Here is a 14093-nt window from a genome sequence, read left to right on the forward strand (position 1 = left end):
TCTTCCTGGTTAGAGGATAACGAAATGGAAGAATTAATGGCCTCAGAAATAAGAGAAAATACAATTCTCGGATTTTTGGATGAATCATTCGATGAAGAAGGCTGGACACCAAGAACATATAATAACCACTTAAGATTTTTCAATACCTTGTTTTCGCGCATGTTAAAGCTAGAACGCAAGGAGAATAAAGAAGTTAGCTATCATCTCGAATTAGGCGATATCGAATTTAAAAAGGACAGGGCAGAAAAAAACCGCTATTATTCTCCAACCGTCGTCAATATGGTTAAACGAGAACTTGAACACTTACCTGAACTTTTCCGGTATGTAAATTGGATTTATTACAGCTGCATGCGAACCAGGGAAATCAGATTGCTCCAAATAAAACATATTGATCTGGAAGCCCGGCAAATTAAAGCAATAGGACCAACAGCAAAAACCGGTGACAGGCTTGTGCCCATATGTGATGAGCTTAAAGATTTAATTTTGTCAATGGGAATAATGAAACTCCCACAAGATTATTATGTTTTCGGAAGATCAGGAGTTCCATCAGCAAATAGGGTACACAAAGATTATTTTTCAGAACGATACAAACCAATTAAGGATAAATTGGGGCTCGATAATAAATATACCCTTTACGGGTGGAAGCACACACGTGTGGTAAACTTATTAATGGCCGGGTACACAGACCAGGAAGTAATGAGCTTGACCGGACACCGGGATTATAAAAGTTTCATGGCCTATAAACGTGAGCTGGTTGTAGATACTTCTGCGATGAAAGGTAAAACAATAGGTTTTTAATGGTATAATAATTGTTTGTAAAGTTGTAAACTAATGATTTAGATCCATGAGAATACTTTTAAAAATAATATTCATGCCCATCCTTGTATTTGCCTCTTACAGTTCATTGATGAATGGTTTTGTTTATAATAAAACTGATGATCTCATTGGAGGAGCTGCACTTGCTTTGCTATTTGTATTTTGGGTATATAGATCAGTATTTCCGAAAAGGAAGGACTATCATTAATAGTGGCTCTTTTTTGTATTGTACGCTGATAGTGAGTTATTTTTCATTAAATTAATTCTGTTGGCTGGCTTCCATTCTTCAGATCGAAAAATAAATATAATCAGTAATCTATATGTAAATTTCTTTGTCTTTTGTTTGACATATATTTTCTTTAGTTGCAAAAAATATGTGAACGTGGTGTTAGTCCTCTGCAATTAACACAACTCGTTACTGTTAGGCATTATTCAAAATAATTCACATTTTTAAACTATTTGAAAGACTTTCAACAAGTGGGCACATGCTGGATACACACTTAACGTTTGGCAAAATTAATTAAAGAGATAAATACACCATACTAATGAAAAAACTAGATCAGATGATTGAATTATCAAAATCTTTTGAATTGCTTAACGAAATTCGAGATATGGATAATGGGCTAATAACATCAAAAGAATTTACATCAGGCTACAAAATCCATTTAGAGCCTAACAAAAGAGGAATTAAGTTCACATTATTTCATGACTCTTTGATTTTCGAACATGATAAATTGGAATTTAGGAATTTAGAAATAATTCAAAACGACTTAAATATAAAAATACCGTATCTGTTTCTCTCTGAAAAAACAGGAGGTCAAGTAAGTGGAAAAATTCCAGCATTTGAATATGGAGACTTTGATAAAATTAATTCCACATATCATCGGCTGGCATTACCCTTAAATCAGCAATTGGACTTTATGTTCTCAGTCGAAAATGTTCTACTTGATTATTACTATGAATCAGGTATTCATACAAGAGAAGCAACTGAGATTAAGATTGAAAACCATATATTTCATTTTTTTGTAGCAAAGAATAAAATCAAAGAAATACCAAATAGAGATTATTTAGTTCTGGAAAGCAAAACACCAATGTCATACTCAGAGTTTTCTGAATTTTGCTTTTCAATATTAGTTTCATTTGGCTTTGTCTCAGGTGATTTTATCAATGATGATGGATATTTCTTTCAATATGAAAATAGCTGCATGACAGAAGTTGTTGGCATAGCATATAGACAATTAAGAGGCTCAATTAAATGTCAATACGTGCCAATTTATTCAAATCCTATGGGGTATATTCATGACAGTAAAAAAGCAGATTTATATAGAGACAAGGTTAGAACATTGAATTTGGCAGAATTTTCAAAACTATGCCAATATTGTTATTCAAATGACGATATAAAATCAATTTTATTATTATTAATTGAGGTTCAGACGCAAACACTTGTATCAGGGCCTGGAATTTTATCAATCGCATTAGAAACATTAGCTAACGTAATTTATGAAGAGAATGAATCTACATTAGCACCGGTAAAAAGTAAAAGTACATCAAAGAAACTACGAAAGGAACTTCTAAAGACAGTTGATAATTTTAATAGTGAAATTGAAGAGGAAGGAATAAAAATATTAAAATCCAGAATTGACCAAATTAATCAAAGAACGAACCGTGAAAAATTATTAATCCCATTCAATATTCTAGAAATTCCTATATTCCCTGTAGACGTTGAAGCTATTGAACAAAGAAATGCTTTTTTACACGGGAGAACACCAATGGCTCAAGAAGTAGAGCCTAAATCAATTAATGAAGCAGATAAGTTTAGATATTATCTCTACTTAAAACTTTATGTTTTAGTTTCTTCTGTAGTTATGAAATATATAGGTTTCGATAATTTGGTAGTGAATTATCCCAAAATATATGAAAATAGTACTGGGATTAAATTAGATGAAGAGTATTATAGACAAATATAAAAACAACCTTGCCCGCCTACCAAATGGAGTTATTTAAAATAAAGAAAACAAATGTTGACAATCGGAGATATACAAAGAAAAATAGAGATTCAATTGTTTGATTTAAACAAAACTGATTCTCTAAATCTTAAATGCATCGAACGTGAGGCTTCTTTAAAAAACAAAATAAACAGAACATTTCGCTGTCTTCTCGATAATATTGACCGTCCGGGATTTGAAGGAGAACTAAACCATTGGCAAAAAGCGAAAACGGAGAGAAACATTCAAAATTTAATGGTTTATATTGAAAAACTTTGCTCACTATTAGATGAAGAAAAAATTAAACTGTTTTGTGAGAATCACGATTCAATAATTCCGGTTCAATATGAAACTGACGAATTTATATTACTTGTAAACTCCTTTTATACGAGTGTTCTCCTGGATATCGTTTGGGCGTCAGATATTTCAATATCAGATTTGTTAAACATAACAAAAGGCAAGATCGACCACAAAAACCTTGAGAGAAAATTACCCGATAAAATCCGACAAATAAAAAAAGAAATAATCCCGTTTCTAAAAAAACAAAAGCGATATGAAGATTATGTTATTTCGATAAAACAATCAATCGATTCTTACAAACATAAAATTTACAAAGGTGCAAGCCTTCTTGTTTTGGTTGCAATTGAAGGCTTAGTTAGAAGATTAGGCGAAGAATTAATTGTTAAACAAAACCTTGACAACTCCTATTTAGATAGTGAGTTCAATTCTCTTGACCTTTTTCTAAGAAAAATCCCATGGAAAAATGACATTGAAATAGAGCAAAGTGAATTAATGTTTTTAACTGGAGACTATATTTTTAAACAAGAAAGAAATGGCGAATCAATTCAATTAATCAATTTAAAAACTCGGCTTGATTTTTTGAGAAGAACATTTAAAAAAGAACGTGATATCGTTTTACATGGGAATATGGTTGGACTCGGAGAAATCTGGGATTTATATAGAAACTATTCGGCATTATATGAAGTTTATTTGACAATTAAATATTACGATGAAAAGTAAAACCCGAACAGCTAATCGACCAATACGTTTTTACATTTCTAAAAAGTGCCATTGTTAATTGTTCGAGGCGTTACACCTTATGGAATAAAACATAACGTTTCACACAACACCTGTTAGGCATTATTCAAAATAATTTGCACTTTTGCACTATTTGATAAGCTTTCAGCAAGTGAGCACATGTTCACTCTGAACACACAAGGTATATTTAATAAGGGTACATGTGGTTTTCGGGGCATTGTAACCCGCTCCGAAATTTGTTTTACCGCGATAGCTAAAAAAGTCCGCAATCTCTTACTAACCGTACCACCAATCTTTGTAGGTAATTTTGAAAACGCCACGCGAATATGATGAAAGATAAATCAATCGAACAACATTTGGATGGATTTCATGATATACTTACGTCTCAACATATTGGCGTTAAAGAATATCGATTTGATGATCTAGTAAATAAATTCCGTTTATTAGTTCAACATATTTCAAAAGACTATGACACTTACAGGAGTTATATTCCTTCCCTATTATCAATTTTAGAGAAGAATGACAGTACTTCTATAGCAATACTTGGAGAATCATTTTTTGATTTTTTTGATAATTTGAATAGCATACCGACTTTTAAGAAAGTGGATAAATCAATTATTAATGCAGATTATACTCCCGATATTATTGATGTATTATTTAAAGCAATTGGCAATACTGAAAGTAAAGATAATCGAATAAGAATTTCCGATTTCTCATTAAATAAAGAAGGTCTTTCTAATTCTTCCAAGCTTAAGATAATCTCCTCAATTGTTGACTTTATTGAGGAAAAATCAAAATTACTAACTTGGGATGAAGAATTAATACAACTTACACTAACGCAACTGGCTGTTATTCGAGATTTATTAAATGACCAAGGCGATAATTATTGGTTCTATTTCTTATTGGGAAGCGTGTTTGACAGATTAAGTAGTTCTGAATATTATCAACAATCCAGAGATTTAGCAGAGGAGATCTTAATTGCAGCATACAAAGACGAAGTTCCGCATTTGGGTTATTTAATCCTGTTTAGATGTTATTCTAATACTTCTTCTTCAATTGCAGCTTTAATGTATGCAAACTTTTGCCTTTTTACATCTCTTACGCACGCCCATAATCTGCATAATAAATTCATCAAGGAAATTATTTGGCAAGCGATGAAATTTTTCAGAAATATTTCATTATTCAAATTAGCTCAGAGGATTTATATTTCAATACCGGACAACCTTGATTGGGATGCATACGAAAAAAGGTCAATTGAACATACTTATTTATTAACTCTGTTAAAAGAAACGGATGATAGCCTACCATCTAAATTTTTAGATTTTTTAAATAGAGAAAGAGAAACAATTCTCAAAAGCGGAATTAAAGATGCATTACCATTACTTATTTCTTTATACAATATTAGAAGAATATATCCAGAGGCAGATTTTTCATCAACTGGTCTTGGATTTTATGAAAACATCTTTGAAATGATTGTTCCTGCCGAAACAGTTGAAAGACATAAAGTAATTATTGAAGGAGAATCAAAGAAAAGTAAAGTTCTACTGAGAGAATCCTTAGTTAAACTTAATGAAACAAGAAATAGGACTGATATAGTAAACGATAATGAAATTGCAATCAGTATTGCAAATCGAATGATTGAGAGTTCAGTTCAAGAAGAAGATTTTAGTGCATTACTCTTAGCAATGCTTGTCAAAGCAGATTATAGTATTATTTTTTTAGAGAAAAAGGGTCTGGAGCTTGCTCCGATGCATATACCGCATACTGATATTGAAACCTTCGAGAAAATTTATGGTTCAGAATCACATGTAATTAAAAATTTATCTTCCATAGATAACGTTTCAATAATCTGGCTAATAACCTCAGAGAAAAAATTATTTCAACTTAATTTATTCAAACAAGTTTTTAGCTGCCACCGTAATAACAATTGGAGTTTTGAAACATTTCAAGACTTACGAAGGTCTGACTTCTTTTCTAAATTTCAATTTAATGACACCATAAAAACAAAGTCAGGAGAAGTAAGAATTGTTCTTCCAGAAGAACATCTGGAAGAATCTGAAGAACAAAAGAAAAAAATAAATTTTGCAATACTTGAAACAGATGAGTCCATTAAGCCAATATTGTTCGTACTAGATATTGAAATAGCAGGATTTCCTCACAATCTATTTATTGATTCAAAAGGTGAGTTTATCTATATTGAACGCCCCATTTGTAATATACTATCAACTGAGTGGTATTTAAAATTTGCAAATAAATCTTACTTGGAGAAAAACTATTCGAAATCAATCTGGATACCTACAGAAGGAGGTGATTTCACTATAAATCAATTATTCGGTAGTATAGAAGATGTTTTATCTGAATTCAATTTTAACATTGAAAATTCAATGAAACTTAAAAAGCCAATAACGTCAGATTTAAATATTGTTACAGCTCATGGTTCTAATGACATTGCTCTAAAACAAGTATTTTATCCAGACGGAGTGCCTAGACTAAATTTAGATTCATATTTGGGTATTGGAAAGGTTTTAATATTCTTCGTGTGCCATTCAGGTTCAACAAAATCAACACCTTTTAAAAATAGTATATCAACTATAATAAAAGAATACATTACAAAAGGATATCTTTCCGTAATTGCACCATTTTGGTCTTTACATATAAATATCCCTCCTATTTGGTTATCCGAATTTTTGCAGTCAATTGATAATGGAAATGATATAAGCAAATCTGTACATAACGCGAACATGGCAGTGTCTCAAAAATTTCCAACATTAAGTGCTTGGGCATGTATGCATTTATATGGAGACCCACATTTAAAACTTAAAGAATGAAAAAACTACCTACAATCGAGCAGGTAGCCAATAGGCTGTAAAGCCTACCAGAGAATCTCTCACGCACACACAAAGCTATTTTTGTTAAATTGTGCGCTGTTTAAAAATAAGATTTGAATAATTACAAGTAATGAACAAACAACAACTAGCCGCCAAGATTTGGGAGTCAGCAAATCAGATGCGATCTAAAATAGAAGCCAACGAGTACAAAGATTACATACTCGGATTTATTTTTTACAAATACCTCTCCGACAAAGAGGTGCAATTCCTGAAAAAGAACGACTTCACAGATGCAGACATTAAGGAATTGACCGAGGAAGATGTTGAAACAACAGACTTTATAAAAACCAACATAGGTTACTTTATTGAATACAAAAATCTTTTCTCAACATGGATTACCAAAGGCAGCGATTTTGGGGTTTCCGATGTGCACGATGCACTTTCTGCTTTTAGTCGTTTGATTAACCCAACGCATAAAAAACTGTTCGATAAAGTATTCCTAACCTTGGAGACCGGACTAAGCAAACTAGGCGAAAATGCCGGAGCACAAACAAAATCGATCAGCAAACTCATTCAGCTAATTAAAGCCATTCCGATGGATGGCCGACAAGATTACGATGTACTTGGTTTTATTTATGAATACCTGATTGAAAAATTTGCCGCCAATGCCGGTAAAAAAGCCGGGGAGTTTTACACGCCGCACGAAGTTTCGCTTCTTATGTCCGACATTGTTGCCGACCATCTTAAAGCCAAAAAAGAGATTCAAATTTATGATCCAACAAGTGGTTCGGGATCTTTGCTGATCAATATTGGTAAGAGCGTTGCAAAGCATATCGACAATAACGACAACATCAAATACTATGCACAGGAGTTAAAGGAAAATACCTACAACCTTACTCGTATGAATTTGGTTATGCGCGGCTTAAAGCCCGACAACATTGTAACCCGCAACGGAGACACCTTAGAAGAAGACTGGCCGTTTTTTGATGAAAACGATCCTGTAAATTCTTACAACCCTTTGTATGTCGATGCTGTGGTTTCAAATCCGCCTTATTCGCAAAAATGGGATTCCGAAAATAAAGATGCAGATCCGCGCTACGCTCGCTTTGGACTGGCACCAACAGCAAAAGCCGATTACGCTTTTTTGTTGCACGACTTGTACCACCTGAAGCCCGATGGCATTATGACCATTGTACTGCCGCACGGTGTTTTGTTCCGTGGTGGAGAGGAAGGAACAATCCGCAAAAACCTGATCGAACAAAATCACATCGATGCCATTATTGGCCTGCCGCCCAGTATTTTCTTTGGCACAGGTATCCCAACCATTGTGATGGTATTGAAGCAACGCCGCGACCATACCGACACTTTAATTATCGATGCTTCTAAAGGTTTCAAAAAGGAAGGCAAAAACAATAAACTCAGGGCTTCCGATATTAAACGCATTGCCGACACGGTTATTAGCCGCGAGTCAATCGATAAGTTTTCAAAAAAAGTAAGCCGCGACGAAATCCGTAAAAACGATTACAACCTGAACATTCCGCGTTATGTCGATTCTTCGGAAAAGCCTGAAAGTTGGGACATCTATTCATCCATGTTTGGCGGAATTCCCGAAAAAGAGTTGGACGAACTAAACGACTTTTGGGAAGCATTCCCGGGTTTGCGCGAGGTGCTGTTTACAAAATCATCTGATGCTTATGCCAAATTGAACAACATCGATTTAACAGATACCATTGAACAACATGAATCGGTAAAAGTATTTTCCAACAATTTTAAAACGGCATTTAAAAGCTTTACCGCTTACCTGAAAATGGAGTTGCTTGACCAAATGGAAACGGTAAACACCTCGCAAGAGGAAACCACTATTTGTAACGATATTTTTAAACGCCTGGAAACTATTCCACTCATCGATAAATATGAAGCCTACCAATATTTAAACGACAGTTGGGTGAAAATTACGGTTGACCTGGAGATGATTCAAACCGAGGGTTTCGATACAACCAAACAGGTTGATCCCAACATGGTAACCAAAAAGAAAAAGGGCAAAGATGTAGAAGTGCAGGACGGCTATGTGGGGCATGTGCTACCGTTTGAATTGGTACAGGAAACCTACCTTGCCGATGAACTAACACGTATTCGCGACAAAGAAAACCGACTTGCTGAAATTGCCTCCGAAATAACCGGGCTTTTCGATTCGCTTAACGAGGAAGACAAAGAGCAGGATACCGTAAACGAAGCCAAGGATGGCTTTGTTAATGCCGAAGTGACCAAAGAAGCCAAACAATTGAAGAAACTAGGCAAAGCGTATAATGAAGACGATTACGAACAAAAAATAATACTAACCGCCGATTTGTTGGCCGAAGAGCGCGCCCTTAAAGCACAGCTTAAAACCGAAACCGCAGCCTTACACCTGCAAACCAAAGAAACAATTGAAAACCTTAGCAACGACCAGGTTTATCAACTATTGGAATTAAAATGGATTACCCCTTTGGTTTCATCAATCAACACGTTGCCGGGCAATATGCTAAACCAACTGGAAAGCAAAGTACAAGAATTGGCCAACAAATACGCCACCACTTACAAAGAGGTAACCGAAAAAATTCACGAAACAGAAAGCAGCCTTTCTGCTTTAATCGATGAACTAACCGGGAACGAATACGACCTAAAAGGACTCAAAGAATTTCAATCACTCCTAAAAAATGTTGACGATGAATAAACTGAAACCGGAAATACGTTTTAAGGGGTTTGAAAAACATTGGGTAAAAAGTAAATATGAGGAAACTTTTACTCATTTATCAAACAATACTCTTTCAAGAGCAAATTTGAATTATAATTCTGGATTTGGAAAAAATATACACTATGGAGACATTCTTGTCAAATTTGGAGAGTTGATAGATGTTGAAAATGAAATACTACCATTTATTGATAGTGAGGACATTGTTACCAAATACAAAAAATCAAGCCTTAATAATGGCGATATTATTATCGCAGATGCAGCAGAAGATGAAACCGTCGGAAAATGCTCAGAAATAACAAACATTGGAAATGAAAAGGTTATTTCTGGCCTGCACACAATCCCCGCGAGACCGATAAAAACATTTGCATCTAAGTATCTTGGCTATTACATGAATTCCTCTGCTTACCATAATCAATTGTTAAGGCTAATGCAAGGAACCAAAGTATTGTCTATCTCAAAATCGGCTTTAAAAGATACTTCAATTGTATACCCTGAAATACAGGAAGAACAAACCCAAATTGGCAACTTCTTTCAAAACCTCGACACCCTAATTGCCCAACACCAAAAGAAATACGACAAGCTGCTTATCCTTAAAAAAGCCATGCTCGAAAAAATGTTCCCAAAACCCGGTAAAGCCATTCCTGAAATTCGGTTTAAAGGGTTTGGTGGAGATTGGGAGAAAAAAGAGTTGGGAGATATTGGAAGTGTTGCCATGAATAAAAGAATTTTCAAAAATCAGACTTCTGAGAATGGCGAAATACCTTTTTTCAAAATTGGAACATTTGGAGGCGTTCCTGATGCATTCATTTCAAGAAAACTATTTGAAGAATTTAAAGACAAATATCCTTACCCAAAAAAAGGGGATATACTTATTTCTGCTTCTGGCAGTATTGGTAGGACGATTGAATATAGTGGGAAAGATGAATACTTTCAAGACTCAAACATCGTTTGGCTTCAACATAATGGTAAAATAGAAAACTCCTTCTTGAAATATTTTTATTCTGTAGTGAAATGGAGTGGATTAGAAGGAAGTACAATTCAACGTTTATACAACAAAAATATTCTTGATACTTTAATTTACGTTCCTACTCTTGATGAACAACAAAAAATTGGAGATTATTTCCAAAACCTCGATAAGCTAATTAGCAATCATCAAACCCAACTGGTAAAACTCAAAAATATCAAAAAAGCCTGTTTGGAAAAAATGTTTGTATAGCCAGTAAAACATCCCAAAAAGAAAACAACAATGACCTATACACGTGAAGCCGATTTCGAAAAAGCACTAATTGAAGTATTAACCACCAAAGGATGGGAAAACGAGGTGCTTAAAAACCCCACCGAAGAAGACTTGCTCAATAACTGGGCAACTATTCTTTTCGATAATAACCGGGGCATCGACCGCCTAAACGATCAAGCACTCACCAATGGCGAGATGCAGCAAATTATCGAACAAATTATCGAGTTGCGCACTCCCTTAAAGTTAAACAGCTTCATCAACGGTAAATCGGTTTCCATTGTTCGCGATAATCCTGCCGATAAGCTTCACTACGAAAAAGAAATCAGTCTTAAAATATACGACCGTCACGAAATTGCTGCAGGGCAAAGCCGGTACCAAATAGTACAGCAACCACAATTTAAAAGCAAATCGAAACTACTGAACAACCGCCGTGGCGATGTTATGCTGCTTATTAACGGCATGCCTGTAATTCACATCGAGCTTAAGCGAAGTGGTGTATCGGTAAGCCAGGCTTGCAATCAAATCGAAAAATACACGCACGAAGGCATATTTACAGGTTTGTTTTCTTTGGTGCAAATTTTTGTGGCCATGGAACCTAGCGAAACCCTTTATTTTGCAAATCCCGGTATCGATGGCAAATTCAATAAAGACTACTTTTTTCATTGGGCCGATTTTAACAACGAACCCATTAACCATTGGGAAAAAATTGCAGCTTCGTTGCTCTCCATCCCTATGGCACATCAGTTAATCGGTTTTTACACCGTAGCCGATAACAGCGACGGTATTTTGAAAGTAATGCGCAGTTATCAATACTACGCTTCCAATGCCATTTCCGACCGCGTGGCAAAAGCAAAATGGGGCGAAAACAACCAATTGGGTGGCTTTATATGGCATACAACGGGTTCAGGAAAAACAATGACCAGCTTTAAATCGGCTCAGCTCATTGCAGGTTCTAAAGATGCCGACAAGGTTATTTTCCTGATGGACAGAATTGAGTTGGGCACACAATCGCTAAAAGAATACCGCAGCTTTGCCGATGCTAACCAGGAAGTGCAGGCCACAGAAGATACCCACATACTTATTACAAAACTAAAAAGTACCAACCCGGCCAATACGCTCATTGTTACCTCCATTCAAAAAATGAGCAGGATAAAAGACGAAGAAGGCGGTTTAAATGCGCATGATATAAATACAATGAACTCCAAACGCATTGTTTTTATACTCGACGAATGTCACCGTTCAACCTTTGGCGAAAATATGCTGCCAACCATCAAAAGCACTTTTCCGGCGGCCATGTTTTTTGGTTTTACAGGCACACCCATTCAAGATGAGAACCAACGGAGCATGAACACAACGGCAACTATTTTTGGTAACGAACTGCACCGTTACAGCATCGCCGATGGCATCCGCGATAAAAACGTGCTGGGCTTCGACCCCTACAAGGTTTTAACCTATCGTGATCGCGATATCCGTAAAGCGGTTGCACTTGAAAAAGCCCGGGCAACAGACGAAACAGAAGCATTGTCGGATCCCGAAAAGATAGATGTGTTTAACCGATACATGAAACAGGTTAAAATGGCGGGGTTTATTGGCAATGATGGAAACTATGTTCGGGGTATCGAAGATTTTTTGCCAAACTCACAATACGAGCGAATCGAACATCAGGAGCAGGTGGTAGAAGACATAAAAGAAAATTGGATTACGCTTAGTCAAAACAATAAGTTTCATGCCTTGTTTGCAACCAGTAGCATTCCCGAAGCCATTGAGTATTACCGTTTAATTAAATCCACAATTCCAACGCTGAAAATTACTGCGCTGTTCGATCCTAATATTGATAACATGAACGGGGCAATATTTAAGGAGGAGGGGCTGGTCGAAATAATTCAGGATTATAATGCAAGATACGGGCAGGATTTTTCCATAGTAACGCATGCAAAATTCAAAAAAGACATTGCCGCACGTTTGGCACACAAAGAACCCTATTTGCGAATTGAGCGCACTCCGGAGAAACAAATCGATCTGCTTATCGTTGTTGACCAAATGTTAACTGGTTATGATTCAAAATGGATCAATACCCTGTACATGGACAAACTGCTCCGTTACGAAAACATCATTCAAGCTTTTTCTCGTACCAATCGGCTGTTTGGACCCGATAAGCCATTTGGCACCATTCGCTACTATCGCAAGCCGCACACCATGGAGCAAAACATTATAAAAGCGGTTAATCTTTATTCGGGAAACAGGCCACTCAATCTTTTTGTAGAGTTGTTGGACTTTAACCTGAATATGATGAATGCCATTTTCATGGACATATCGCAGTTGTTTGAATTGGCAGGTATTCAGAACTTTGAAAAACTGCCAACTGATTTATCCGAACGGGGCAGATTTGCAAGACTGTTTAAAAACTTAAACAATCATTTGGAAGCCGCAAAAATTCAAGGCTTTAAATGGAAGCAACTGAAATATGTGTTCACCAAGGAAAAAGGAAAACCAAAAACTATTATTGACCTGGCTTTCGACGAAAACACCTACTTAATATTGGCACTTCGTTATAAAGAACTATTTGGAGGTACAGGTGGTGGTGGTGGCGATGTGCCTTTTGAAATTGATGGCTATCTGACAGAAATCGATACCGATAAAATCGATGCTGATTATATGAATACACGCTTCGAGAAATTCTTAAAAGCTCTCAATCAGGAAGGTTTTAGTGAAGAACAGAAACAACAAACCCTTGATGAGTTGCATAAATCATTTGCAAGCTTAACCCAGGAAGAACAGAAATACGCCAATTTGTTTTTACACGACGTACAAAACGGAAACGCTATACTGGAGAATGGCAAAACGTTCCGCGATTATGTATCGGAATACCAGTTTAACGCCAAAAACGACCAGATTCATAAAATGGCAGAGGTATTTGGTTTAGATGAAACCAAGCTTCGCAACCTAATGAATGCCGGGGTAAGCGCAAATAACATAAACGAGTTTGCCCGGTTCGATGCATTAATTGAATCGGTAAATAAAGAGAAAGCAAAAGCTTATTTCGAAACATTGGAAAAAAAGAAACTTCCACAATTCAAAGCAAACATCAAAACCCACAAAATCCTACAAGATTTTATTTTGAATGGAGGGTTTGAATTATAACGCATGATTAATATGAAAAAGATAGTTCAAGCTGATTTTCCATATCGATACACTCTTCAAATTAATCTGAATTTCGTATTACACCCTCTTGTTGAGTAATTTTTCATTAAATCAATTCTGTTTGGCTGGCTTCCATTCTTCAGATCGAGAAATAAGTATAATCAGTACTTTCTGTAAATTTCTTTGTCTTTTGTTTGACATTTTTTTTTGGTTGCAAAAAATATTTGAATCATTCGGTGGTATTGAGAATCGTTAAAGAAGATCCGCATGGTGTTTTGTGCACAAAATACTAATCACAATTGTCCCATTTAGTG

At 35.6% G+C, this 14093-nt stretch carries 7 protein-coding genes; all 7 read left to right on the forward strand.

Annotated features, from left to right (window positions below):
- A partial coding sequence (locus tag QZ576_RS21975; RefSeq protein WP_297101621.1) for a tyrosine-type recombinase/integrase occupies positions 1-798 on the forward strand: 798 nt, incomplete at its 5' end.
- 563 nt (positions 799-1361) lie between these two features.
- A complete protein-coding gene (locus QZ576_RS21980) occupies positions 1362-2783 on the forward strand; it encodes a hypothetical protein (protein WP_297101622.1) in 1422 nt (473 codons plus the stop codon).
- Positions 2784-2834: 51 nt separating this feature from the next.
- On the forward strand, positions 2835-3821 hold the full coding sequence (locus tag QZ576_RS21985; protein ID WP_297101624.1) for a hypothetical protein: 987 nt from the start codon (positions 2835-2837) through the stop codon (positions 3819-3821).
- Between the two features lie 344 nt (positions 3822-4165).
- Positions 4166-6667 (forward strand): hypothetical protein, encoded by a 2502-nt coding sequence (locus tag QZ576_RS21990; protein WP_297101626.1) that lies wholly within the window; start codon positions 4166-4168, stop codon positions 6665-6667.
- Positions 6668-6797: 130 nt separating this feature from the next.
- Positions 6798-9380 carry a type I restriction-modification system subunit M gene (locus QZ576_RS21995; RefSeq protein WP_297101628.1) on the forward strand — a complete coding sequence of 861 codons (2583 nt, stop codon included), beginning with the start codon at positions 6798-6800 and terminating at the stop codon, positions 9378-9380.
- Positions 9373-10617: a restriction endonuclease subunit S gene (locus tag QZ576_RS22000; RefSeq protein ID WP_297101630.1), complete on the forward strand. Its 1245-nt coding sequence runs from the start codon at positions 9373-9375 to the stop codon at positions 10615-10617. The genes QZ576_RS21995 and QZ576_RS22000 overlap by 8 nt, the downstream gene beginning before the upstream one ends.
- 30 nt (positions 10618-10647) lie before the next feature.
- The gene (locus QZ576_RS22005; RefSeq protein ID WP_297101631.1) at positions 10648-13779 is read left to right on the forward strand and encodes a type I restriction endonuclease subunit R; all 3132 of its coding nucleotides are present in this window, start codon (positions 10648-10650) and stop codon (positions 13777-13779) included.
- Positions 13780-14093 lie beyond the last annotated feature (314 nt).

The sequence above is a fragment of the uncultured Draconibacterium sp. genome (genome assembly GCF_913060805.1).
GTDB lineage: Bacteria > Bacteroidota > Bacteroidia > Bacteroidales > Prolixibacteraceae > Draconibacterium.